The sequence below is a fragment of the Streptomyces sp. NPDC102451 genome (assembly GCF_044765485.1).
Lineage (GTDB): Bacteria > Actinomycetota > Actinomycetes > Streptomycetales > Streptomycetaceae > Streptomyces.
Genome location: NZ_JBIWKD010000007.1, coordinates 239,988 through 264,041 on the forward strand (window position 1 = coordinate 239,988; position 24,054 = coordinate 264,041).

Here is a 24,054-nt window from a genome sequence, read left to right on the forward strand (position 1 = left end):
CCAGGTCCCGATTGGGACGCGCCGGTCCGGCCTGAAAGACTGATTCCATGAGCGAATCCCCCTCCGCCGCGCCGGTCGTCCTCGACGTCTGGTGCGAGCTCGAGTGCCCCGACTGCCACCAGGCCCTCTCCGACGTCCACGCCCTGCGCGCCCGCTACGGCGACCGGCTGGAGGTCCGGCTGCGCCACTTCCCGCTGGAGAAGCACAAGCACGCGTACGCGGCGGCGCAGGCGGCCGAGGAGGCCGTGGTGCAGGGCAAGGGATGGCCGTACATCGAGGCCGTGCTGGCGCGGACCGCCGACCTCGCCCGGGCCGGCGAGCCCCTGCTGATCGAGGTGGCGAACGAACTGGGCCTGGACGCCGAGGAGTTCGACACCGCCCTGATCGACGGCCGGCATCTGCTGATCGTGGACGCCGACCAGGCCGAGGGCAAGGCGATCGGCGTCACCGGGACCCCGACGTATGTGATCGGCGACGAGCGGCTGGACGGCGGCAAGAGCCAGGAAGGGCTGCGCGCCCGCATCGAGGAGATCGCCGACCGCCTGCTCGCCGCCGAGGGCTGACCGGCACCCGGGCCGGCTACAGCGCCTTGGCCAGGTTGTACTGCGTCACCTCGTAGCCGAGCGACTCGTACAGCCGCAGTGCGGGCGTGTTGGACGCGAAGACGTGCAGCCCGAGCAGGCCGAGGCCGGCGTCGAGCGTGATGTCCTCCGCGAGGTGCATCAGCGCCCGGCCGTAGCCGCGCCCCCGGTACTCCTCGTACACCTCCACGTCGAACACGTAGCCGAGGTCGTCGCCGTCCGGCTCCTCACGCCGTGCCACCCAGACGTGGCCGACGACGGCGCCGTCGTGGACGAGGACGTGGAAGTACATCCCACGGGTCGCCCTGCCGTCCGGCAGGGTGGTGGCGTGGTCGGTCTCGGTCTTGTGCCGGGCCTGCTCCTCCGGGACGCCCCGCTCCACCCACTCCCGCGTGTAGATCCCGACGCTGGCCGCCGCCCACTCGTCGTATTCCTGCTGCGTCATGCGGCGTCCCGTGACTCCGGCCGGCAGCGCGGGGGCGGTCCGCCGGAGGGTCTTCAGCATGTTCCGGCTGCGCTCGGTGTAGCCGAGCACGGCCCCCAGGGCCCGGGCGGCGTGGTTGTCCGCCGGGGCCACCAGGCGGACCTGGGTGCAGCCCCAGCCGCGCAGCACCTCCTCGGCGGCGAGCGCGGCGATGGTCCCCCGGCCCCGCCTGCGGTGCGCCTCCTCGACGGAGAGCGAGTGGAGTATGCCCGCGGTGGGCCCGAACGACGGGTCGGTGGAGATGCCGACGGCTCCCACGGGCCGCCCGTTGTCGCACACGTCGTACGTACGCGCCCGCGCGCCGTCGGCGCCTTGCTGGACCGGCCCGGCCGGCCGGATGGTCGTGGTCATCAGGGTGTTCTATCCGCTGGAGGCGGTTGAGTCACCCCTTTTACGGTTCCGGCTTCGGAGGCCGGGCGGGGAGGCCGCTCACGGATCGAGATCGTCCGCCGCGCGCTCGTCGAAGACCCGCATCGCCTTCGCCGTCACGGGCCCCGGGGCGCCGGGCAGCTCCCGCCCGTCGACGCGGTGGACGGCCTGGATGTCGCGGAGGGTGGAGGTCAGGAAGATCTCCTCGGCCCGTTCGAGCACGTCCAGCGGGAGGTCGGTCTCCTGCGCGCCCGTCCACTCCACGGCGAGGGCCCGGGTGATTCCGGCGAGGCATCCGGAGGTGACCGGGGGCGTGTGGATCCGGCCGTCGAGGACGACGAAGACATTGGAGCCGGTGCCCTCGCAGAGCTGCCCGACCGTGTTCGGGAAGAGCGCCTCCGAGGCGCCGTGCTCATGGGCGCGCGCCAGGGCGACGACGTTCTCGGCGTACGAGGTGGTCTTGAGGCCCGTCACCGCGCCGCGTTCGTTGCGCGTCCAGGGCACGGTGATCACGGCCGTGCTGTCGGGGCGGCGTGCCGTCCCGCCCAGGGCGACGACCAGGCTGGGGCCGGCGTCGCCACGGTCGGAGCCGAGGGACGCGAGGCCGCCGGTGAAGGTGATACGGAGCCGGCCGAGCTCCACGGGATTGGCCTCGACGACGGCGGCGACCGCGCGGCGGACCTCGTCGTGGTCGGGGTCGGTCAGGCCCAGACCCCTGGCCGAGCGCGTCAGCCGGTCGAGATGCCGGGTGAGCGCGAAGGGACGGCCGCCGGAGACCCGGACCGTCTCGAAGATGCCGTCCCCCACGGTCAGCCCGTGATCGAGCACGGACAGCCGGGCGTCATCGGCGTCACACAGTCCGCCGTTGACCCAAATCCTCATGACGCGGTCCTTCCTGTCTCCTCGTAGGCGCCCGACGCTACAGCGAGCAGCCGGAATGCCTTGAGCTCGGTCTCGGCCCACTCGCGCGCCGGGTCGGATCCCCAGGTGATGCCGGCTCCGGTACCGAAGCGCAGGAGAGGAGCGGTCCCGGTGCGGTCGATCCAGAAGGTCCGTATGCCGACCGCCAGCTCCGCGGTGCCCCGGTCGGCGTCCACCCAGCCGACCGCACCGCAGTAGGGGCCGCGGGGGGCCGTCTCCAGGTCTTCGATGATCCGCAGCGCGCTGGACTTGGGCGCGCCGGTGACGGACCCGGGCGGGAAGGCCGCGGTGAGCAGCTCGGGCCACCCGGCGCCGTCGGCGAGCCGACCGCGCACGGTGGAGACGAGGTGGACGAGTCCCGGGTGCTTCTCCACTGCGCAGAGGTCGGGGACGGTGACGCTGCCGGGTGCGCAGACCCGGCCGAGGTCGTTGCGGACGAGGTCCACGATCATCACGTTCTCCGCGTGGTCCTTCTCCAGCAGGTCGTCCTCGGTGCGGCCGGTGCCCTTGATCGGGCCGGACTCGACGGTACGGCCGTCTCGGGCGAGGAAGAGCTCGGGGGAGGCGGTGGCGATCTCCACGCCGTGCTCCGGGAGCCGGATCGTTCCCGCGTACGGGGCAGGGTTGCCGCGGGCGAGCAGGGCGGTGAGCGCGTCCACGTCCGCGCCGGGGTCGGCGAGCGGCGCGGAGAGGACCCTGCAGAGGTTGGCCTGGTAGACCTCGCCCGCCGCGATGTGTTCACGGATCCGTCGTACGCCCGCCATGTAGGCCTGCTTGTCGAGCGAGGACGTCCAGTCCGCCGGGGCGGGTCCCCGCCAGGCCCCGGGCACGGGGAGGGGGACTTCCTCGGGGCGCACGGTGGCGAAGCGGGCACAGACCGGACGGCCTTCGAAATCAGCGGATACCGCCCAGAAACCGGACGATTCAAGGGCTGCGGGATCGCTGGTGACGTCCAGCAGACCGGTGGCGACGAGGCCACCGAAGCGGGCGAGGGGGGTGAGGTGGCGCACGTGACCGAGTCTAGGTCGGCACGCGGTGACCTGCGGTGGGCGGTGGGTGGCGCAGCACGCTGCGCAAACGCGTTTTTGTGCTGGCCCGGGAATCCGCTAGAGTTCAACACGTCGCCGGGACGCGCAAGCGGAACGGGAAAGACAAGCGGACGTAGCTCAGTTGGTAGAGCGCAACCTTGCCAAGGTTGAGGTCGCCAGTTCGAACCTGGTCGTCCGCTCGCAGAAGGTGGGGGATCTTCCCGAACCCCCGCCCCTGGTGGAGTGGCCGAGAGGCGAGGCAACGGCCTGCAAAGCCGTCTACACGGGTTCAAATCCCGTCTCCACCTCCAAGGACGATTAGCTCAGCGGGAGAGCACTTCCCTGACACGGAAGGGGTCACTGGTTCAATCCCAGTATCGTCCACCGGTCCGCAAGGATCCCCGCGCGATTAGCTCAGCGGGAGAGCGCTTCCCTGACACGGAAGAGGTCACTGGTTCAATCCCAGTATCGCGCACGCAGTACACGCAGGGTCACCCTGCGCGATTAGCTCAGCGGGAGAGCGCTTCCCTGACACGGAAGAGGTCACTGGTTCAATCCCAGTATCGCGCACCAGCCAGAACCCCCGGTCGTCTCGACGACCGGGGGTTCTGTCGTGGGCGGGGCGGGTCAGCCGGTGAAGAGCTGGGTCGCCTTGCGGACGAGCTCGTACAGCCCGTAGCCGAACGGCACGGCGACCCAGAGCCAGACGAACAGCATGAGCGGCTTACGACTGCTGGTGGACACGGGGGCTCCCTTCCGGTGCCTCGTGGAAGCGTGCGTGGACCGGGCGGATGCACTCGTTGGCGACGAAGCCGACGATCAGCAGCCCGATCATGATCGTCAGGGAGGTCGAGTAGAGGCTGGGGCCGCTGTGTCCCGCCCGCTCCCCCGCGTCGGCGACCCGGTTGACGATCAGCGGGCCGAGGACACCGGCCGTGGACCACGCGGTGAGCAGCCGGCCGTGGATGGCTCCCACCTGGTAGGTGCCGAAGAGGTCCTTCAGATAGGCGGGCGCGGTCGCGAACCCGCCGCCGTAGAAGGAGAGGATCACCAGCGCGCAGCAGATGAAGAGCGGCTTGGAGTCGTCGCCCAGCTGCGCGATGACGACGTACATGAGCGCGCCGACGCCGAGGTAGATCCGGTACATGTTCTTGCGGCCGATGAGGTCCGAGGTGGAGGACCACAGGAGGCGTCCGCCCATGTTGGCCAGCGAGAGCAGGGCGACGAACCCCGCCGCCGCGGAGACCGAGACCGGGGTGGCCGTGTTCGAGAAGAAGTCCTGGATCATGGGGACGGCCTTCTCGAGGATGCCGATGCCCGCGGTGACGTTCATGCAGAGGACCACCCACAGGCACCAGAACTGCGGGGTGCGCAGGGCGTTACGGGCGGACACCTGGGCGTTGGTGACGAGCCTGCGGGTCTCCTGCTTGGGTTCCCAGCCGTCGGGGAGCCAGCCCTCCGGCGGCACCCGGACGAGGAAGACGCCGAGCGCCATGAAGGCGGCGTAGACGACACCGTGGACGAGGAAGGCGGTGGCGATGCCGGAGCGGTCCGTGCCGAAGCTCTCCAGCATCCCGGTGGACCAGGGCGAGGCGATGAGGGCGCCGCCGCCGAATCCCATGATGGCGATGCCGGTCGCCATGCCCGGGCGGTCGGGGAACCACTTGATGAGGGTGGAGACCGGGGAGATGTAGCCGATGCCGAGGCCTATCCCGCCGATGAAGCCGTAGCCGAGGACGACGAGCCAGTACTGGCCGGTGGAGGCGCCGAGCGCGGCGACGAGGAAGCCGGAGGAGAAGCAGACGAGGGAGACGAACATCGCCCAGCGGGGGCCGTTGCGTTCGACGAGGGTGCCGCCGAACGCGGCGGAGAGGCCGAGCATGACGATGCCCAGCTGGAACGGGAGAGCACTGGCGGTACCCGAGAGGTCGAGGGCGGATTCGAGCGGCGGCTTGAACACGCTCCAGGCGTAGGCCTGTCCGATGGAGAGATGCACGGCGAGCGCGGCGGGCGGCACGAGCCAACGGCTCCACCCCGGGGGCGCGACAGTTCGGGACCTGTCGAGGAAGTTCATGGACCCGCACTTTAGGCACCAGCCATGGCCATGACTAGATCATGAACGGAAGTCCGTCGACCGTATGCAATGCGGGTCCGGACACCGGGACCGGACCCGCCCTGCGGCACTACCCGCCCGGAAGGCGGGTCAGGAGCTGAACAGCATCCGGCCGAAGCTCTTCTGGCGGTGGTGGCCGTAGTGACCGCCCTGGTGCGGCGCTCCCCATGCGGGGGCCTGCGCGGCGGGGTAGGCCTGCGGTGCGGGCGCGGCGGGGTAGGCCTGCGGCGCGGGCGGTGCGGGCGGCGCCTGCTGGGCCCACTGCGACTCCAGGCGGGTCAGGGACTCCAGTTCGCCGTAGTCGAGGAAGATCCCCCGGCAGCCGCTGCACTGCTCGATCTGGACACCGTTGCGGTTGTACGTGTGCATCTGGGCGTGGCACTTGGGACACTGGATCATCGGGTCGGCTCCTCAGGTCGTGACGACGTCGCCGGAATGCATGCCCGGCGGCGAACGCTTCACCCTACGACGCCTGTTCGGAGGCCAACTCGGGTGGGAGGGACGCAATTCGGGCACATGCGTCGATCATCAACTGTTCCACCTCATCCGGACTCCGTTCCTCCGCCACGGACTTGGCCAGGGCGAGGGCGGCCGTCTGCACCGTGAGGGCTCGCGCCGCGACGTCGAGCTCGGGCCACGGGTCCCCTTCGGCTCGCACGGCCGGTCCGCCGGCCGCCCGGTAGGTGTCGAGGAAGCGCAGCCAGATCCCGGTCGGCAGGAGCCCGGCCGCGTACCAGGCGGCGGGCCGTGCGAGGTCCCAGGCGGGATCACCCAGGCCCGTGTCGTCGATGTCGATCAGCAGCCAGGGGCCGTGCTCGGCGGGGTGCCGCACGAGCTGGCCGAGGTGCAGATCGCCGTGGCAGAGGTAGCCGTCCCGGTGACCGGGCACCGGATGCTCGGCGCGGGCCCAGCCGGGCAGTCCGCGCCAGGCGGTCAGCACGGGGCCGGTGGCCGGGTCGCCGGGGCGGGCCGCGCACATCCGCGCCACGGCCCGGGCGGCCTTGACCGGTCCGCGCATCGGCGGGAGCGGGTGGGGCGGCGGGGTGCGGTGCAGCCGGGCCAGCAGGGCCGCGGCCTCCTCCCAGGGGGCGGCGCCGGGGTCCGAGGGGTCGACGGGCGCGCCGTACGGCCAGAGGCTCACGGTGCGGCCCTCGGCGGTGCCGGGCGCCCCGGCGGCCGGGAGAGTCGGGAGGGGCGGCAGCAGGATGCCCGCCAGCCGGGGTGAGGCGGCCAGGGAGAGGCGGGCCGCCAGGGCGGGGGTCTCCGAGTCGGAGGCGTGGGCCTTGGCGACGACCGGGCCGCTGCGGACCACCGTGCCGTCGGGCCGGTCCGCGAGCACCTGGGGCGGTGCGCACGCGCACGCCGCCCTGCCGGCGTGGGCGCTGCCGTGCGCGAGCTCGCCCAGCGCGCGTACGACGGGGGTGATGGTCATCGGATCGGCTCCCGCGGGGGTGGTCGTCGGCCCGCGGCCGGCCCCGGCGGCGATCGTACGCGGCCGCAGGTGCCGTGGCATGCGGTGTTCGCCCGCGACGGGGCGGACGGCCCTGCGGCTCCGGCTCCGGCTCCGGCTCCGAAAAGGGTCCGGACAGCGCGATGTCCGGCCAGCTCCCCAGCTGGCCGGACAAACGCTGCCGTCCGCCGCACCCCCGTCCCCACGGGGCTGTTGGCCGGATGTCCCGGTCCGGACCGCTCTCCCGGACCCGGGGCGCCGCTCAGCGCCCCAGCATCACGCCCACGGACGACGCCTGTGTGACCACTGCGTCCCAGCCGCCGAATACGACGACCAGCAGGGCCGCCAGGGGAAGGACCATGGCTGTCGCCACCAGCGGGTGGCGCGTGCCGGACGGGCGTACGCCGAACGCGGCGTATGCCCTGCGTCCCTGCGTGCGGATGATGGTCCGCGTGGCCGTGTCCGCCATGGTTCCTCTCCTGACCTGTTCCGGAGCGGCGGGCGTCTGGCCTCGGGGGACGAGTTCCACGCCCGCCGCTTGACTTCAAGATTAGGGAGGCGGGAACCGCACGGCGTCATGCCCGCGTACCGAATGCCGGGCCTCCCGGAGGATGAGCCGAGCACCTTCGGTGTACTCCCCTGGGTGGAGATCCTGCGCTGGGCCTTGGGGTCATCCCCGAGGGATTCGCTTCGGCCGGAGGCCCCGCGGTCAGTCCTTGCCGCTCGCCATCGAGAGCAGCCGGTCGAGGACGGCGGCGTCGGCCCGGACGCCGTCGTGGGCGTGGTCGGGGGTGACCCAGGTGCGCAGCCCGCGGACGGCCGCGGCGGTGGCGAGGGAGTGCTCGCGGTCGACGTACATGTCGTCGTGGTAGACGGCGGCGACCACCGGCACCTGGTTGGCCGCCAGCTGCCCGAGGTCGTACAGGGCGGGCCAGTCGGTGCGTGCGGCGAGGATCTCCGCGGCTCCCCGGAGTGGGACGAGGGAGGGGTCCTCGTCGAACTGCCAGGGGTAGACCATCTCACCGGTGAAGCGGAGGGGACTGCCGGGGCGGGCGTCGAAGGCGGGGAACTCCTCCCGGACGCGGTGCGCCGACCAGCCGGTGGGGCTGGGCCCCTGGGCGTAGATCGGCTCGTGGAGGGCGGCGTACAGGGGGCGTTCGGCGAAGGACACCGCGGCGTCCACGCCCCGCAGGAAGGTGTCGGTGAGTTCGGGGCCGCGGGCGCCGTCGGTGAACGCGGTCTCCAGGAGGTAGTGGAGCGAGTCGAATTTGGCTGAGGTGCCGAAGGTGATGCCGAGCGTCTGGAAGCGGCGCACCGTGAGCCGCTCGCCGGTCGGCATGCGTACGTCGTGTGCCTCCAGGTGCGCGGCGACGGCGTCGGCGAGCCGCTGGTCGCCCGGGTAGCGCGCGAAGTAGCGCTCGTTGTGGGCGAGGGTGCGGGCGTAGGCCGCGCGGTAGACGTCGTCGGCGTGGCCGGTGAGGGTCGGCAGACCGCCGGTGATGTAGGCCTGGGTCAGCCCTTCGGGCGCGAGGCTGAGGTAGGTGAGGGTGGCGAAGCCGCCGAAGCTCTGCCCGAGGACGCTCCAGGGCCGGTCGTCCTGGAGGTTGCGGCGCAGCAGTTCGGCGTCACGGACGATCGAGTCGGCCCGGAAGAGGGCGAGGTGGTCGGCGGCGGCCCGGTGGTCGGCGCCGAACCGGGCGAGGGTGCGCCGGTCCACGGGGGCGGAGCGTCCGGTGCCGCGCTGGTCCATCAGGACGACGCGGTGGCCGGTGAGGGCGCGGCGGAGCCAGAGCGGCAGGCTGAGGAGGGTCCCGGCCAGGCCGACGGCGGTGCCGCCGGCGAGGATCAGCGCGCGCCGGCCGCCCCGGTCGCCGGCCTTGATGGTCTCGGCGGCGGCCGTTCCGGGCGGCCACGCGGCGTCGGCGGGCAGCAGCCGGGACCCGAAGGCCCGGTAGAGCACCCAGGCGTCCACGAGCAGCCCGATGAACGATCCGGCGAGCATCGGCCAGACCAGGTCCTGACGCCCGAAGACGTACGGGATGGCCACGGACGTGAGCAGTGCGTTGGCCGAGGCGAAGGTCGCCGCGGAGATGGCGCTCTGGGCGAGGTTCTGCCGGTGCACGGACCGCATCCGGCGCAGGAAGCCGAGCGGGATGCGGCCGATGAGCATGGCGACGAGCGCGCCCACCACCGAGGTGTTGGCGGAGATGCCCAGCTTCGACACGAGGTCGATGCCGATGACCGCGCCGACGGCTGCGAGGACCACCAGGATGACCAGGAGCACGGGTTCGAAGACCCGGGGGTGGGATTCGTTCTCCTCGGGGTGGGACCCGGACGGCGGTGGTGCGTGGTGCGGGGCGGAGGCTTGGTGCGCCACGGGGCACCCCCTTCGGTGAGCAGGACTGGGTGGACGCTGTCGCCCATCGGTGCGCGGGCAGGCCGGGGCGCACCGGCGGCGCGGGGCGCCGCGGGATCCAGCGGTTCGGGGTCGGGCCGGTTCAGCCGCCGAGTGCCGCGGTGATCTCCGCGGCTCCGGCGCGCACCAGCGGTACGAGCGTGTCGACGGCCCGGTCCACACGGTGGGAGGGGCCGATGACGGTGAGGGAGGCAGCGACGGCGCCGCCCTGCAGGACGGGGGCGGAGACGGCGGTGACGGCCTCGTCGTACTCGCCGTAACTGACGCTGTGCCCCTCGGCCCGGACCCGGGCGTAGCAGGTGAGCAGCGCGTCCAGGTCGGTGATGGTCCGGTCGTTGAACCGGGCGAGCCCGGTGGGGCCGAACATCTGCCGGACCTCGCGTTCGGGCTGGTACGCGAAGAGGGTGTGGCCGGACGCTCCCGCGTGGCCGGGCATGACCGCGCCGATGATGGCGGTGTAGCGGACGGGCCCGGTTCCGTCGACGGCGGCGGCGCAGCGGTAGCTGGAGCCGTGCGGGACGTTCAGGACGACGCTCTCGCCCGTCTCACGCAGGAGCCGGGCGAGTATCGGCCGGGCCAGCGAGGGCAGCACACCGCTGTGTTCGCCGACCCTGGCGAGCCGGGAGAGTGCGGGGCCCGGACGGTAGCGGCGACTGGTGTCGTCGCAGATCAGGAACCCGCGGGCGGTGAGGGTGGTGAGCAGCCGCTGCACGACCGCCTTGTCCCAGCCGTGGTGACGGGAGAGCTCGCTGACGCCCCACTCGGGGCGCTGCTCGGTGAAGGTGAGCAGGACGACCAGGGCCCGGTCCACGGTCTGAAGGACGCCGGGTGCCTGGGGTGCGGCATCGGCCGGGGTGGTGTCGGCGCCGTTGACCGCCATGGGCCGGCCTCCTTCGTTCCGTCTTCTTCGTTCCGTCATCGTCGGTGCGGAAATCGCAACGCCGTTGCGTTTTCTGGCGAAAGAATGCGGGTGCATCAACCATGTGTCAAGGGTCTCCAGGAGATTCGTCCCCGTGGTGCGGACCGGCCCCGGCACCGGACGCACGAAGACCCCCGGCGGGCGGTGGACGGGGTGTCCGGGTCACCGCACGACGGAGGTCTTCGGGCGCTATGGGGCGCCAGGGGCGCCCAGGCAGCTAGGGGGTCTCCGGGAGAGGGCGCTCCGTGGCGTCCTCCCGGGGGACCGGCTGTTCGACCAGGGCGAGCACCCTGGTCGCCATGAAGCGGGCGGTGCGGACAACTGATCCACTTCTGGTGACTTCACTCACTTCCACCACACCCCGGCGGACCGCTGTCTCCACCCGGCGGCCCGCTCTGGAGGCCACCACTTCGTACGTCCTGGTCGTGTCACCCGCGTCCACGACTATTTCCACACGATCACCCTTCATGGATCCAATCCCCCTTATGCGACGGTCCTTTGAGATCTCGCACGGGCCACGGATCCTGGATCTCCGGCTCCCTGACCACTCCTCAATTCTCCCACCGGGCACTGACAATCGATGGGCCGGCGAGGGCGCGGCCTCTGAGCGCGCCGCGCCACGGGTACGTAAGCTGTGCCTCGTCAGGCGGACCGGCAGCGGGGATGGGCAGACGATGGCGATGATGCGGCTCCGGCGCGAGGACCCGCGTGTCGTCGGCTCGTTCAGGCTGCACAGGCGGCTCGGCGCGGGCGGCATGGGCGTCGTCTATCTGGGCTCGGACCGCAGGGGCCAGCGGGTGGCGCTCAAGGTGATCCGCCCGGACCTGGCGGAGGATCAGGAGTTCCGCTCGCGTTTCGCGCGCGAGGTGTCCGCCGCCCGGAGGATCCGCGGCGGGTGTACGGCCCGGCTGGTGGCCGCCGATCTGGAGGCGGACCGCCCGTGGTTCGCGACGCAGTACGTGCCCGGCCCCTCGCTGCACGACAAGGTCGTCGAGGAGGGCCCGCTGTCGGCCGCCGAGGTGGCCTCGATCGGGGCGGCGCTCTCGGAGGGCCTGGTGGCGGTGCACGAGGCCGGTGTCGTCCACCGTGACCTGAAGCCGTCCAACATCCTCCTCTCCCCCAAGGGCCCCCGGATCATCGACTTCGGTATCGCGTGGGCGACCGGGGCCAGCACGCTCACCCATGTCGGTACGGCCGTCGGCTCGCCGGGGTTCCTGGCGCCCGAGCAGGTGCGCGGTGCTGCGGTGACGCCCGCGACGGACGTGTTCTCGCTGGGGGCCACCCTGGCGTACGCCGCGATGGCGGACTCGCCCTTCGGGCACGGCAGTTCCGAGGTGATGCTCTACCGCGTCGTGCACGAGGAGCCGCATCTTTTCGACGTGCACGATGCGCTGGCCCCGCTCGTACGGGCCTGTCTGGCGAAGGACCCGGAGGAGCGGCCGAGCACCCTGCAGCTCTCCATGCGGCTCAAGGAGATCGCCGCGCGTGAGGCGCAGGGGCTGCAGGAGCGCAGGCCGCCCGCGCAGCGGGGCGCGCAGGAGCTTGACCGGCCGACCGGGCGGCTGGAGGGCCCGTACACCGAGCAGTCGACCCGGCGTACGGCCGGAGGGCCCGCGCAGGAGTCGCGCGCCCCGGGCGGGCGGCGCCCGTCGTCCTCGCGCCAGGCACCTCCTCGTACGGGTGGCTCGCAGCCCCGTGCCGCGCGGGGCGGTCCGCGTTCCGGGCAGCAGCCCCACGGGCCCAAGGGCACGAACGGCAGGCAGGCCTCGCGGCCCGGGGTCCGGACGACCTCGGCGGGCAAGGGCGGGAAGCGGCGGCCGGCCAATCCACGGCTGCTGCGTCAGCGGCTCGTGGTCTTCGTCGTGGTGACGCTGCTGGTCGCCCTGGGCATCGCGGCCGCCCAGGGCTGCCAGGGCCCGGCGCGCGGGCTGGGCGGCACGCCGTCACCGACGTACGACGGGGCCGCCGTCCACCCGGGGCAGGCGGACGGGGCCCGGGGTCAGACGGCCCGCGTCGCGTAGAAGGCGACCGCGGAGGCCGCCGCGACGTTGAGCGAGTCGACCCCTGCGTCCATCGGGATGCGTACATGGGCGTCGGCCGCGGCGAGCGCCCCGGGGGTGAGGCCGTCGCCCTCCGTGCCGAAGACGAGCGCCAGCTTCTCGTGCTGCCGTGCGACGAGTTCGTCCAGGGTGATCGACCTGTCGCTCAGGCAGAGCGCGGCCGTGGTGAAGCCGGCCTCACGCAGCAGGCCGACGTCCTCGGGCCAGGACGTCAGGCGGGTCCACGGGACGTGGAAGACGGATCCCATCGAGACCTTGACCGCACGCCGGTAGAGCGGGTCGGCGCAGCGCGGGGTGAGCAGGACGGCGTCGACGCCGAGTGCGGCCGCGTTGCGGAAGGCCGCCCCGAGGTTGGCGTGGTCGACGATGTCCTCGAACAAGGCGACCCGCCGTACGTTCCCGTGTTCCGGGGACAGCAGCGCGCTGACGTCGGGGAGCGGCCTGCGCTGCATGGAGGCCAGGGCCCCGCGGTGCACGTGGTAGCCGGTGACGCGCTCGGCGAGGGCGGGCGTGACCGCGTAGACCGGTGCGGTGGCCTCCTCGATCACGTCGCGCATGACGTCGACCCACTTGGCGGAGAGCAGCATGGACCGCATCTCGTACCCGGCGTTCCCGGCACGCCGGATGACTTTCTCGCCCTCGGCGATGAAGAGACCCTCGGCGGGTTCGCGTCGGCGCCGGAGTTCGACGTCGGTCAGGCCGGTGTAGTCGCTCAGCCGGGGGTCGTCCGGGTCGTCGACGGTGATGAGTTCAGCCACGGGTGCTACTGCCTTGTCGGGGAGGGTCTGCCGCTCGGCGGGCGCGGGGTCCCGCCGGGCGGTGTGCGGGAGGGCGTGGGCCGGGGTTCCGGCCGCTCAGCCTTCGAGTGGTCCGATCCGGTCCGTGCCGACGGCAACCACGTCACCGATGACGATGACGGCCGGGGGGCGCACCTCTTCCGCGACGACGCGCTCCCCGACGTCCGCGAGGGTCGCGTCGACCCTGCGCTGGGCCGCCGTGGTGCCCTCCTGGACCAGGGCCACCGGGGTGTCCGGGGACTTCCCGTGGGCGATGAGGGCCTTGGAGATGGCGCCGATCTTGTCGACGGCCATCAGCAGGACGAGGGTGCCGCGCAGCTGCGCGAGTGCCTCCCAGTCGACCAGGGAGCGCGGGTCGTCGGGGGCCACATGGCCGCTGACCACGGTGAACTCGTGCGCGACCCCGCGGTGGGTGACGGGGATCCCGGCCGCTCCCGGCACGGAGATCGAGCTGGAGATCCCGGGGACGACCGTGCAGGCGATGCCCTCGGCGGCCAGGGCCTGGGCCTCCTCCATGCCGCGGCCGAAGACGAACGGGTCGCCGCCCTTGAGGCGGACCACGGACCTGCCGGCCCTGGCGTGGTCGATCAGCGCCTGGTTGATCGCCTCCTGCGCCATGTAGCGGCCGTACGGGATCTTCGCGGCGTCGATCACCTCGACGTGCGGCGGGAGCTCGTCGAGCAGGTCGCGGGGGCCGAGCCGGTCGGCGATGACCACGTCGGCCTCGGCGAGGAGACGCCGGCCGCGGACCGTGATCAGGTCGGGGTCGCCGGGCCCGCCGCCCACCAGGGCGACGCCGGGGGCGCGGGTGCGGTGGTGCGGGGCGGCGAGGGTGCCGTCGCGCAGCCCCTCCACGATCGCGTCGCGGACGGCGGCGGAGTGCCGGGGGTCGCGGCCCTGCGAGGTGGTGGTGAGGACCGCGACGGTGATGCCCTCGCTGCGGCCGGTGGCCGGCGTCCAGGCGGTGGCCGCCTCCGCGTCGTCGCTCCGGACGCACCAGGTGCGGGTGCGCTCGGCCTCGGCGGACGCGGCGTCGTTGGCGGCGGCGTCGGACGACGCGACGAGGGCGTACCAGGTGTCGGCGAGGTCGCCGTCCTGGTACCTGCGGCGCTCCCAGCGGATCTCACCGGTGTCGGCCATCGCCTCGACGGACGCGGTCGCGGACGGGGAGACCAGGGTGATGTCGGCACCGGCCGCGATGAGGGCGGGCAGCCGGCGCTGCGCGACCTGGCCGCCGCCGACGACGACGACGCGGCGCCCGTTCAGGCGCAGTCCGACGGGGTAGGCAGGGTGATCGTCATGCTCGGCCATGGTCGTGCGGGCTCCTCGTGCAGGTGCGGTGTGCTGCGGGCCGCTGCGGCGGTGGAGCGGCGGTGACGTGGGGTTTCGGGGTGGAGCGGGGTTCACGATACGGGGTGCGGTGGCGGAGGGGGGCGCCTGCGGCGGGCTCGTTCCCCGCCCCGGCCCTTCCCATGACCGGCGCTCCGGCCCGGACCCCGCGCCCCGGACGCCGGCGAGGCCGGGCTCGCCTCCGGCGTCCGAGGAGCTGGGGTGCGGGCCGGAACCCCCCGCTGCTACTTCTCCGTGACGCCCGCGGCGTCGAACGTCGCCACCTCGTGCATCGCACGGGCCGCGCTCTGCACGATGGGGAGGGCCAGCAGCGCGCCCGTCCCCTCGCCGAGGCGCAGGTCGAGGTCGACCAGGGGGCGCAGGCCCAGCTTGTTGAGGGCCGCGACATGGCCGGGTTCCGCGCTGCGGTGGCCCGCGATGCACGCGGCGAGCGCCTCGGGGGCGATCGCCCGGGCGACCAGTGCGGCCGCGCCTGCACTCACGCCGTCGAGGATCACCGGCGTACGGAGCGAGGCGCCGCCCAGCAGGAAGCCCGCCATGGCGGCGTGCTCCAGGCCGCCGACCGCGGCCAGGACCCCGATCGGGTCGGTCGGGTCGGGCTGGTGCAGGTCCAGGGCGCGGCGTACGACATCGACCTTGCGGGCGTGCATCTCGTCGTTGATGCCGGTGCCGCGGCCGGTCACCTCCGCGGGGTCCATGCCGGTGTAGACGCAGATCAGGGCGGCCGACGCGGTGGTGTTGGCGATGCCCATCTCACCGGTGAGCAGGCCCTTGTTGCCTGCCGCGACCAGGTCGCGGGCCGTCTCGATGCCCACCTCGATCGCCGCGAGCACCTCTTCGCGGGTGAGGGCGGGGCCGGTGGTGAAGTCGGCCGTTCCGGGGCGGACCTTCCGGGGGAGCAGGCCTGGCGTCGCGGGGAGTTCGGACGCCACACCGACGTCCACGACGCAGACCTCGGCGCCGACCTGGGCGGCGAAGGCGTTGCAGACGGCGCCGCCACCGAGGAAGTTGGCGACCATCTGGCCGGTGACCTCCTGCGGCCACGCGGTGACGCCCTGGGCGTGGACGCCGTGGTCACCGGCGAAGATCGCGACGGCGGCGGGCTCCGGGACGGGCGGCGGGCAGAGCCGGGAGAGCCCGGACAGCTGCGCGGAGATGATCTCCAGCATGCCGAGTGCGCCGGCGGGCTTCGTCATCCGCTTCTGGCGTTCCCATGCCTCACCGAGCGCCTTGGCGTCCAGCGGGCGGATGTTGGCGATCGTCTCCTGGAGGAGGTTGTGCGGCTCCTCGCCGGGCAGGGCGCGGCGGCCGTACGTCTCCTCGTGGACGACCCAGGACAGCGGGCGGCGCTTCGACCAGCCCGCCTGCATCAGTTCGGGCTCCTCGGGGAACTCGTCGACGTATCCGACGCAGAGGTAGGCGACGACTTCGAGGTGGTCGGGCAGACCGAGCGCGCGGACCATCTCGCGCTCGTCGAAGAAGCTGACCCAGCCGACGCCGAGGCCCTCGGCGCGGGCGGCGAGCCACAGGTTCTCGACGGCGAGCGCCGAGGAGTACGGGGCCATCTGCGGCTGGGTGTGCCGGCCCAGGGTGTGGCGGCCGCCGCGGGTCGGATCGGCGGTGACCACGATGTTCACAGGGGTGTCGAGGATGGCCTCGATCTTCAGTTCCTTGAACTGCTTGGCCCGGGCCTTCGGCAGCGACTTGGCGTAGGCCTCGCGCTGGCGCTGCGCGAGTTCGTGCATGGAGCGGCGCGTCTCCGCGGAGCGGATGACGACGAAGTCCCAGGGCTGCGAGTGGCCGACGCTCGGCGCAGTGTGCGCGGCCTCCAGGACACGGAGGAGGACCTCGTGCGGGATGGGGTCGCTGCGGAAGCCGTTGCGGATGTCGCGGCGTTCACGCATCACCCGCAGGACGGCTTCGCGCTCGGCGTCGTCGTAGCCGGGGGCGGGCGGGGAGGCGGGGGCCGCTTCGGCGTCCGCGTCACCTTCGGCCACGGTCACGGCTACGGCTTCGGCTTCGGCTGCGACGGCCTCGGGCCGGTCCGTCGCCTCGACGGGCGGGGCCTCCTCGGGAGCCTCCTCGGCGGGGGCCGGGGCCTCCGCCTCCAGGGGCTGGACCTCGGGAATCACGGCGTACGGGGTCCCGGTCTCCGGGGTCTCGATGATCTCGGGCCCGGTACCGGGCTCCTGCTCGGCGAGGATCTGGGGTCCGGCCTGCGGTACGACGAAGAGCTCGGGTGCCGGTTCCGGGACCGCGACGGGCTGGGGCAGGGCTTCGGGCTGCTGGACGGCCACCGGCTCCGGTGGCTCCAGGGCCTCGGGCGCCACCGGCTCCGCCACGGGCGGCGCGGGCTCCGGAGCGGGCTCGGCCGCCTGCTCGGGCTCGGCGGCGGGGGCGGCCGGCTCGGCGGGGGCGGCCACGGGGGCCTCGGCGACCGGGGTCGGGGCGAGGTGGGGAGCCGTCGGTACGGAGCCCTCCACCGGTACGAACTGTCCGACCGGCCCGGCCGGGGCGGCGGCCTCGACGGGCGGTACGACGTGTGCATCGGCGGGAGCGTCGGCCTGTACGGGCGCGGGGGCCTCCGCCAGGACCTCGGCGGGACGCTCCGCGGCAGGCTCCTCCGTCGGCTCCACGGGAGCCTCCGGCGTCACGGGAGCCTCTTGCGTCACGGCTGCCACGGGCTCCGGGGCGACCGCTTCCGCGGGCGCGACGGGCGGGGCGGGCGCGACGGGGGCGGCAGTCGCGACGGGTACGGCCGGCGCCGCTGGTTCATCGGATTCCGCGAGCTCCACGGGCGCGGCCTGCTCGGCGGGCGCCTCCGGCTCCACCACCGGCTCCGGCTCGGGTTCCACCACCGGCTCGGCGGGCGCTTCCGCCACCGGCTCGGGAGCAGCGGCCGGCTCGGCCACGGCAACCGCCTCGGGAGCGGCGACCGGATCGGCCACGGCCACCGGCTCCGGCGCCACGGCAGGCTCGGGTGCGGCGACCGGCTCCGGCGCGCCCCACGGGGACGCGCCCTGGGGCGGGATCTCGCCCAGCTGCGGGCCCGGCAGCATGGCCGCGTCCTCCGCCGGGACCTCGAAGTACTCGGGCCCTGCCGTCGGCGGGCCCGCGTGCCGCACGGGCATCGGGTTCTGCGGGCCGGCCGGCCCACGGTCCGCGAGCGAACGGACCACTCCGCCGGTCGGCGTTCCCCCGTAGGAGGGCGCCTCGGTGGACGCGGGGCCGCGGTGCAGCGGGCGCCGGGCCGGCGCTGCGGCCACCGGCACCTGCACGGGGGTGTGCGCCGGGTACTGCTCGGGCAGTCCCGCCTGCGCGGCCGGAGCGTCGCTCCACGCGCCCTGGGACGCGGGCATCAGAAGGAGGTCGTCGTCCTCGGGTGTGTGCTCGGAGGGTTCGAGGTAGGTGTAGGCGTCCGGGGCGGGGATGCCCGGCTGCTCCACCATGCCTGCGTTCTCCGGCAGTCCCTCGCCCGGGATCTGGCCGGTGTCAGTCATGCGTACCCCTCGCCCATCGTCAGTGCTCCTTCGCCCTTCGCCCGGGATGCCCGAACCACGGCACGCCGGTGCTCGTCAACAAGAACGAGCGGGCTCCCCGCGCGGCACGAAACGCGCGCGGAGGTATACATTCTCGCGGCCGTTCGCCGCCGCGACAGACAGTTCTGCCTCGGCTCGCTGTGGACTGCGCCACGTTGCGCGTCCCCCGGTTACGCCGTACCACATCGCGGACCAAAACGGTCCACTTTTCCGGACATTGACGAACGAACCGTCGAACGGCCGGGCGCGGTACAACAATCGGTCAGCCTACCTCGCGCTCCCCCGCGCACACCTCAGGGGGCGAGATCGGACCGGATCGCGGAGAGCATGAACACGACGGACCGTTCCCGTTCCGCCCAGGCGGAGGTGTCCAGTTCGACGGACTGGAGCAGCGAGCACTCGACGGCGTATCCGTTCTCCGAGAGCGCCCCGCCCAGCGCCTCCGCCTCGTCCCGGTTCGAGGCATGGGTGACGATGCGTTCCGGCCGCCGGTCGGCGACCGCCGTCACCACGGTCACCCCGCCGCCGCCGATCCGTACGACATCGGGTTCGGGCAGCCGCTCCAGTACGTGCGGGGCCTCGCCCCTGACGACCTGGACGCCCACCCGGAAGGCACGGGCGGCGGTGGCCGTGCGCGCGCAGGCGTCGGGGTCGCGGTCCACGGCGAGCACCGCCGCGCCGAAGCGGGCCGCCTCCACGGCGAGGGCGCCGCTGCCGGAGCCGATGTCCCAGACCAGATCACCGGTGCGCGGGCCGAGGCGGGCGAGCTGGGCGGCGCGCAGTCCGGGGAACTCCCCTTCGCCGGTCTCCCCCGCGCCGCCGTAGGAGGCGGGGGGCAGGGCCCAGCCCCGCACGTCCTCGGTGCGGCGGCCGGCGATCCAGGGGACGGTGCCGGTGGTCTCGGGGCCGCCGCCGATCACGATGACGACGTTGGGGTCGCGCCAGGTGTGGTCGGCCGTCTTGTCGGAGGTGAGGACGGTGACCCGCTCGCGTACGGTGCCGAGCTCCTCGCAGATCACGAAGGTGCGGTGGACGCCTTCGAGCAGCAGCGCGAGCTCGGCGGGGCCCGCGCCGGGGGACGTGAGGACGGCCACCTTGTGGTGGGCGCGGATGACGTTGACCGCGCGGCGCAGGGTGCGCGGGTGGGCGACGACGATCTGCGCGTCGTCCCACGGCATCCCGGAGCGGGCGAAGGCGGTGGCGACGGACGACACGGCGGGGACGACCTCGACCTCGAGGCCGTGTTCGGGCTTGCGCAGGGTGCGTACGACGCCGAAGAAGCCGGGGTCGCCGTCGGCCAGGACCACGGCGCTCCCGCGGTGGCCGGCGATCCTGCGGGCGGCCAGGTCGACGCTGCCGAGCCGGATCCGTTCCGCGCGCTCGGGGACTTCGGGGAGCGCGAGGTGGTGGCCGGCACCGGCGACGAGCGTGGCGGCCGAGAGCGCGGCGGTGGCCGCGCCGGTCAGGGGTGAGCCGTCCCAGCCGATCACCGTGACCCGGTCGGCCATCGTCGTCAGTCTCCAGGGGTGTGAGCAGGAGGGGAGCTCCGCCGGACGGGCGGAGCAAGGGTGAGCGTATCCGGTCCGTACCCACGCCCTGCCGGGGGCTCCCGGAACACGGGAGGGAGGTCAGTTCCAGTCGTTGTACGTGCCGTAGCCGCCCGCGTCGGCCAGCTGCTCGGCGACGCCCTCCAGGTCCTCGGGCAGGAGCCCCCACACGATGAGGTCGGTCCTGATGTCGGTCCAGCCTCCGTCCTCGGTGGCCGTCCTGGCTATGCGGGCGTTGCGCAGGACCCCCTCGCTGATGCAGCCCAGCTTCTGGGCGACCTGCTGGGAGGCCGTGTTCCCGGCGGGGGTGCGCAGCTCGATCCGTTCGAAGCCCTGGTCGCGGAAGAGCCACTCGGCGAGGGCGAGCACGGACTCGGTGGCGTATCCCTCACCGCGCGCCCAGGGGGCGGTGATGTAGCGGACCTCGGTGGCCAGGGTGCGCCGGTCGGTGTTGAGGAGCCGTACGGAACCGACGAGGCGCTGGGTGAGGAACTCGGTGACGGCGAAGACGATGCCGTTGCCCTGGGTGCGTTCGGCGGGCGCGATCCTGCGGACCCACCGCTCGGCGTCGACCTGGGTGTAGGGGTACGGGGCGTCGGTCCAGGCGGTGACCAGCTCGTCGTTCATCATCTCGATGTACGCCGGGACGTCCGCCATGTCGAAGGGGCGCAGCACCAACCTGTCCGTGCTGATGGAGATGGACGGGAAGGTCGTAGTCATGCGCAGCTCCATGCAGAAGACCGTGTAAAGGCACCAGCATGCAGCATCGGACCGTGGATGCGCATGGCCGGGTCGGCACGGCGGAGCCCCGCACACCCTGGTGCGGGTGTGCGGGGCTCGTGGAGCAAGTGGTGTCCGGGAGTCAGGACTTGGCGGGCACGCCGAAGGCGGGGACGATGGAGCCCTTGTAGGTGTCCTCGATGAACTTCTTGACCTCGTCGGAGTTCAGGAGCTTGGCGAGCTTCTGGACCCGGGGGTCGTCCTCGTTGCCGTCCTTGACGGCCAGGAAGTTGGCGTACGGGTTGCCGTCCGCCTCCTCCAGCACGAGGGAGTCCTGGGCGGGCTTCAGGCCGGCCTCGATCGCGTAGTTGCCGTTGATGACGGCGGCGTCGACGTCGCTCAGGGCGCGGGGCACGGTCGCGGCCTCGAGCTCCTTGAACTCCAGGCCCTTCTTGTCCGTGATGTCGCTGAGCTTGGCGTTGGTGCCCACGCCGTCCTTGATGGTGATCAGGCCGTTCTCGGCGAGGAGCTGGAGCGCGCGGCCCTCGTTGGTGGTGTCGTTCGGGACGGCGACGGTCTGGCCGGCCTTGATGTCCTTGACGTCCTTGATCTTCTTGGAGTAGAGACCGAGGGGCTCGAGGTGGACGTTGACGACCGGGACGATGTGGGTCTTGTTCTGCTTGTTGAAGTCGTCCAGGTAGGGCTTGTGCTGGAAGAAGTTGGCGTCGACCTGACCGTTCTCGGTGGCGGTGTTCGGCAGGACGTAGTCCGTGAACTCCTTGACCTCCAGCTTGAGGCCGGCCTTGTCCGCCAGGTTCTTCTTCACGAAGTTGAGGATGTCGGCGTGCGGCGTCGGGGACGCGGCGACGACGAGGGCCTTGGAGGTGTCCGCCTTGGCACCGGTCTCGCCCTTGGAGGCCGGGTCCGAGTCCGTACCGCAGGCGCTGAGCCCGATGGCGAGGGCGGCGGTGGCAGCGGCGGCAGCGGTGATCTTGATGTTCTTACGCACGAAGAGTGCCTCTTTCTGGTGGTGGTGCGCCCGGACAAGGAGTTCGGGCTTCAGGGGGAGGAGAAGGTCAGGAGGTGCTGCGGCCCCGGCGGGCCAGCAGGCGTCCGGCTCCGTCGCCGATCAGCTGGACCACGGTCACGATGACGATGAGCAGCGCGACGGTGATGAGCATGAACTGGTCGTCGAAGCGCTGGAATCCGTAGGTGACGGCCTTGGATCCGAGCCCTTCGCCGCCGACGGCGCCGGCCATCGCGGAGTAGCCGATGAGCACGATGACGGTGGTGGTGACGCCGGAGACCAGCGAGGGCAGGGCCTGCGGCAGCAGGACCTTGCGGACGATCGTCGGGATGGACCCGCCCATCGACTGGACGGCCTCGACGAGCCCGTGGTCGACCTCGCGTACCGCTGTCTCGACGAGCCGCGCGAAGAACGGGATCGCGCCGATGGCGAGCGGCACGATCATCGCGGACGGGCCGATGAAGGTGCCGACGACCCAGGTGGTGAAGGGGATCAGGGCGATCAGCAGGATGATGAACGGCAGGGAGCGCCCGATGTTCACGATCACGCCGACGATCTTGTTCACCACGGTGTTCTGGAGCAGTCCGCCCTTGTCCGTGAGGACGAGCAGAATGCCGAGCGGCAGCCCGCCGACGACGGTGACGAGCGTGGACCAGAGCACCATGTAGAGGGTGTCCACGGTGCCCTGCGTGAGCAGTGGCTGCATTTCGGACCAGGTCACTTCGCCACCTCCTTGGTGATCGCTGCGGGGGTCTGGGAGGGGATGTCGGTGGTGCCGGCGGGTCCGCCGTCCACGACCTCGGCCTGGAGGCCCTGTTCGCGCAGGAAGCCGATCGGTACGACGTTCTCCTCGAAGCGGCCGGGGAGCTCGATGCGCATGCGGCCGATCTGCTTGCCGCCGACGGTGTCCATCGCGGCACCGAGGATCGAGATGTCGATGTTGTACGTGCGGGAGAGCTGCGAGATCACCGGCTGGGCCGCCGCCTCACCGTGGAAGGTGACGTCGACGACGGTGGAGCCGGGCCCGGCGGCGGTGCCGCCGACGGGGAACAGCTCGTGGGCGAGCTCGGAGCCGGGGGTGGCCAGCAGTCCGCCGACGGTGCCCGACTCGACGATGCGGCCCTTCTTCATCAGCGCGGCGGAGTCGCAGACGGTCTTGACGACGTCCATCTCGTGCGTGATGAGCAGGACGGTGAGGCCGAGCTCCTGGTTGAGGTCGCGCAGCAGCTTGAGGATGGAGCGGGTGGTCTCGGGGTCCAGCGCGGAGGTCGCCTCGTCGGAGAGGAGCACCTTGGGGTCGCCCGCGAGGGCGCGGGCGATGCCGACGCGCTGCTTCTGGCCGCCGGACAGCTGGGCGGGGTAGGCCTTGGCCTTGTCGGCGAGGCCGACGAGGTCGAGGAGTTCGAGCGCCTTGCGGGTGCGCGCCTGTCCGGAGATCCCGAGGATCTCCAGGGGCAGCTCGACGTTGTCCCGGACGGTGCGCGAGTCCAGCAGGTTGAAGTGCTGGAAGACCATGCCGATGCGGTTGCGCGCCCGGCGCAGCTCCTTGCCGGCGCGGCGGCCTCGGCCGGCGAGTGCCGTGAGGTCCTGTCCGGCGACCGTCACGGTGCCCGCGGTGGGGCGTTCGAGGAGGTTGACGCAGCGGATGAGGGAGGACTTGCCGGCGCCGCTCTGTCCGATGACGCCGAAGACCTCGCCTTCGCGGACGTGCAGATCCACGCCGTCCAGGGCGGTGACCTCGCGGCCGCGTGACTGGTAGACCTTCGTGAGGCCCGAAGTGGTGATCACAGGGTTTCCGTCACTGTCGAGTGCACGGCGCGGTGTCCGCCGGGCACGGGGCATGGGTCTGATGAGACTGTTCTCGGTGGTCGACCGGTGGGAGTCGTCATGGTCCGGCCGCGGCGGAGCCGCTGGGCGCGGGGCGTGGGCGGGCCGGCTCGATCCGCTGGGTACGGACGGCACGGGCTCGGTCTCGCTTCGGGGCGCGAGGCTCAGGCGGGGACCCTCAGAAGGCGCGCATTCGACACATACAACGAGCACCGGGCGTCAGGATCGCCTCGGTCGCAGGGCTGCGGTAGCTCGTCGTGGTCATGCCCCAAGTAAAACAGACGTAACTTCCGCGCGATCCACCATGTCCGAATAGCGGACAGCCGTGGATACCGGCAGGAGCTCTCCAGGATCACCGCACGCGCGGCTGTGACCTGCGGAAACGCCAGCCCTTCCGGTACGTTCACGGGTGCCGGCGCGATCATGCTGTGGGCGCCCTGTGGCAAAGGCCACGATTCCCGTGGCCCCTCTCCGCCCGGCGGGCGTCCGCCCGGGCGTCCTGGGGCCGCACGCGGGGGCTCCGCCCGTCCGTAATACCCTCACTTCATGCTTGACGCCCTGACGGTCGCGGTCGCCGTGACCGCGCTCGCCCTCGCCGCCTGGTGCGGGATCGCCGCCTACCGGGACCAGCCCACGAAGGACTGGCACTTCATCGGCATGGCGGTCGTCTCCGTGCTGGCGCTGGCCCAGCTGCTCGTGGGAATCGTGCAGCTGGCGCGCGGTGAGCGGCCCGACCAGGGCATGACGATCTTCATCGCCTATCTGATCGGCGCCTTCGCGGCCGTGCCCGCGGCAGGCTTCCTGTCGCTGACGGAGCGGACCCGCTGGGGCTCGGTGACGGTGGCGGCCGGTGCGGTCGTGCTCGCCGTCCTCGAAGTACGGCTCTACGACATCTGGGGAAACTGA

The 24,054-nt window shown here is 72.5% G+C and carries 21 protein-coding genes and 5 tRNA genes; 8 read left to right on the plus strand and 18 right to left on the minus strand.

Annotation, left to right across the window (positions count from 1 at the left end; translation table 11 throughout):
• Window positions 1-47: 47 nt before the first annotated feature.
• Window positions 48-563, plus strand: a complete 516-nt coding sequence (locus tag ACIRD8_RS18745; protein ID WP_403992363.1) for a DsbA family protein — start codon at window positions 48-50, stop codon at window positions 561-563.
• Between the two features lie 16 nt (window positions 564-579).
• On the opposite strand, the gene ACIRD8_RS18750 is transcribed toward ACIRD8_RS18745, so the two are convergent.
• The 3 genes from ACIRD8_RS18750 to ACIRD8_RS18760 all read right to left on the minus strand — a co-directional run bounded on the left by ACIRD8_RS18750 (window position 580) and on the right by ACIRD8_RS18760 (window position 3,365).
• Complete coding sequence (locus ACIRD8_RS18750) at window positions 580-1,416, minus strand: GNAT family N-acetyltransferase (RefSeq protein ID WP_403992366.1); 837 nt, start codon at window positions 1,414-1,416, stop codon at window positions 580-582.
• 78 nt (window positions 1,417-1,494) lie between these two features.
• Window positions 1,495-2,316 (minus strand): aminotransferase class IV, encoded by an 822-nt coding sequence (locus ACIRD8_RS18755; protein WP_403992369.1) that lies wholly within the window; start codon window positions 2,314-2,316, stop codon window positions 1,495-1,497.
• Complete coding sequence (locus ACIRD8_RS18760) at window positions 2,313-3,365, minus strand: chorismate-binding protein (protein ID WP_403992372.1); 1,053 nt, start codon at window positions 3,363-3,365, stop codon at window positions 2,313-2,315. The genes ACIRD8_RS18755 and ACIRD8_RS18760 overlap by 4 nt, the downstream gene beginning before the upstream one ends.
• 145 nt (window positions 3,366-3,510) lie before the next feature.
• On the opposite strand from ACIRD8_RS18760, the gene ACIRD8_RS18765 reads away from it, so the two are divergent.
• The 5 genes from ACIRD8_RS18765 (at window position 3,511) to ACIRD8_RS18785 (ending at window position 3,956) form a co-directional block, all read left to right on the plus strand.
• A tRNA-Gly gene (locus ACIRD8_RS18765) sits at window positions 3,511-3,583 on the plus strand.
• A gap of 37 nt (window positions 3,584-3,620) precedes the next feature.
• Window positions 3,621-3,694 (plus strand) — tRNA-Cys (locus ACIRD8_RS18770).
• Window position 3,695: 1 nt separating this feature from the next.
• Window positions 3,696-3,767 (plus strand) — tRNA-Val (locus ACIRD8_RS18775).
• 19 nt (window positions 3,768-3,786) lie between these two features.
• A tRNA-Val gene (locus tag ACIRD8_RS18780) sits at window positions 3,787-3,858 on the plus strand.
• Between the two features lie 23 nt (window positions 3,859-3,881).
• Window positions 3,882-3,956, plus strand: a tRNA-Val gene (locus tag ACIRD8_RS18785).
• Between the two features lie 151 nt (window positions 3,957-4,107).
• On the opposite strand, the gene ACIRD8_RS18790 is transcribed toward ACIRD8_RS18785, so the two are convergent.
• The 7 genes from ACIRD8_RS18790 to ACIRD8_RS18820 all read right to left on the minus strand — a co-directional run bounded on the left by ACIRD8_RS18790 (window position 4,108) and on the right by ACIRD8_RS18820 (window position 10,750).
• Entirely contained in the window at window positions 4,108-5,457 is a 1,350-nt protein-coding gene (locus ACIRD8_RS18790) for an OFA family MFS transporter (RefSeq protein ID WP_403992375.1), read from the minus strand.
• A 129-nt stretch (window positions 5,458-5,586) separates the two neighbouring features.
• Entirely contained in the window at window positions 5,587-5,895 is a 309-nt protein-coding gene (locus ACIRD8_RS18795; protein ID WP_403992378.1) for a zf-TFIIB domain-containing protein, read from the minus strand.
• Between the two features lie 64 nt (window positions 5,896-5,959).
• Window positions 5,960-6,928 carry a phosphotransferase family protein gene (locus ACIRD8_RS18800; RefSeq protein ID WP_403992381.1) on the minus strand — a complete coding sequence of 323 codons (969 nt, stop codon included), beginning with the start codon at window positions 6,926-6,928 and terminating at the stop codon, window positions 5,960-5,962.
• A gap of 280 nt (window positions 6,929-7,208) precedes the next feature.
• Entirely contained in the window at window positions 7,209-7,415 is a 207-nt protein-coding gene (locus tag ACIRD8_RS18805) for a hypothetical protein (protein WP_403992384.1), read from the minus strand.
• Window positions 7,416-7,655: 240 nt separating this feature from the next.
• A complete protein-coding gene (locus tag ACIRD8_RS18810) occupies window positions 7,656-9,524 on the minus strand; it encodes an OPT/YSL family transporter (protein WP_403992386.1) in 1,869 nt (622 codons plus the stop codon).
• Window positions 9,445-10,242 carry an IclR family transcriptional regulator gene (locus ACIRD8_RS18815; RefSeq protein ID WP_403992389.1) on the minus strand — a complete coding sequence of 266 codons (798 nt, stop codon included), beginning with the start codon at window positions 10,240-10,242 and terminating at the stop codon, window positions 9,445-9,447. Before ACIRD8_RS18815 ends, ACIRD8_RS18810 begins: the two co-directional genes overlap by 80 nt.
• A gap of 256 nt (window positions 10,243-10,498) precedes the next feature.
• Window positions 10,499-10,750: a hypothetical protein gene (locus tag ACIRD8_RS18820; protein WP_403992392.1), complete on the minus strand. Its 252-nt coding sequence runs from the start codon at window positions 10,748-10,750 to the stop codon at window positions 10,499-10,501.
• A gap of 205 nt (window positions 10,751-10,955) precedes the next feature.
• Between ACIRD8_RS18820 and ACIRD8_RS18825 the strand changes: the two genes are divergently transcribed.
• Window positions 10,956-12,302 carry a protein kinase gene (locus ACIRD8_RS18825; protein ID WP_403992395.1) on the plus strand — a complete coding sequence of 449 codons (1,347 nt, stop codon included), beginning with the start codon at window positions 10,956-10,958 and terminating at the stop codon, window positions 12,300-12,302.
• Here ACIRD8_RS18825 and ACIRD8_RS18830 read toward each other — a convergent pair.
• From ACIRD8_RS18830 to ACIRD8_RS18865, 8 genes are all read right to left on the minus strand, one after another.
• Window positions 12,281-13,099 (minus strand): TrmH family RNA methyltransferase, encoded by an 819-nt coding sequence (locus ACIRD8_RS18830; RefSeq protein ID WP_403992398.1) that lies wholly within the window; start codon window positions 13,097-13,099, stop codon window positions 12,281-12,283. The genes ACIRD8_RS18825 and ACIRD8_RS18830 overlap by 22 nt on opposite strands.
• Window positions 13,100-13,195: 96 nt before the next feature.
• Window positions 13,196-14,449 (minus strand): uroporphyrinogen-III C-methyltransferase, encoded by a 1,254-nt coding sequence (gene cobA / locus ACIRD8_RS18835; protein ID WP_403992401.1) that lies wholly within the window; start codon window positions 14,447-14,449, stop codon window positions 13,196-13,198.
• A 263-nt stretch (window positions 14,450-14,712) separates the two neighbouring features.
• On the minus strand, window positions 14,713-17,988 hold the full coding sequence (gene cobT / locus ACIRD8_RS18840; RefSeq protein ID WP_403992404.1) for a nicotinate-nucleotide--dimethylbenzimidazole phosphoribosyltransferase: 3,276 nt from the start codon (window positions 17,986-17,988) through the stop codon (window positions 14,713-14,715).
• A 332-nt stretch (window positions 17,989-18,320) separates the two neighbouring features.
• Window positions 18,321-19,535: a precorrin-6y C5,15-methyltransferase (decarboxylating) subunit CbiE gene (gene cbiE / locus ACIRD8_RS18845; protein ID WP_403992407.1), complete on the minus strand. Its 1,215-nt coding sequence runs from the start codon at window positions 19,533-19,535 to the stop codon at window positions 18,321-18,323.
• A 120-nt stretch (window positions 19,536-19,655) separates the two neighbouring features.
• Complete coding sequence (locus ACIRD8_RS18850) at window positions 19,656-20,294, minus strand: GNAT family N-acetyltransferase (protein WP_403992409.1); 639 nt, start codon at window positions 20,292-20,294, stop codon at window positions 19,656-19,658.
• Between the two features lie 142 nt (window positions 20,295-20,436).
• Window positions 20,437-21,303, minus strand: a complete 867-nt coding sequence (locus ACIRD8_RS18855) for a MetQ/NlpA family ABC transporter substrate-binding protein (RefSeq protein WP_403992412.1) — start codon at window positions 21,301-21,303, stop codon at window positions 20,437-20,439.
• 67 nt (window positions 21,304-21,370) lie between these two features.
• Window positions 21,371-22,042 carry a methionine ABC transporter permease gene (locus tag ACIRD8_RS18860; protein WP_403992415.1) on the minus strand — a complete coding sequence of 224 codons (672 nt, stop codon included), beginning with the start codon at window positions 22,040-22,042 and terminating at the stop codon, window positions 21,371-21,373.
• Window positions 22,039-23,109, minus strand: a complete 1,071-nt coding sequence (locus ACIRD8_RS18865; protein WP_403992418.1) for a methionine ABC transporter ATP-binding protein — start codon at window positions 23,107-23,109, stop codon at window positions 22,039-22,041. The genes ACIRD8_RS18860 and ACIRD8_RS18865 overlap by 4 nt, the downstream gene beginning before the upstream one ends.
• A gap of 585 nt (window positions 23,110-23,694) precedes the next feature.
• Between ACIRD8_RS18865 and ACIRD8_RS18870 the strand changes: the two genes are divergently transcribed.
• Window positions 23,695-24,054, plus strand: coding sequence for a hypothetical protein (locus ACIRD8_RS18870; protein ID WP_403992421.1), 360 nt, complete (start codon window positions 23,695-23,697; stop codon window positions 24,052-24,054).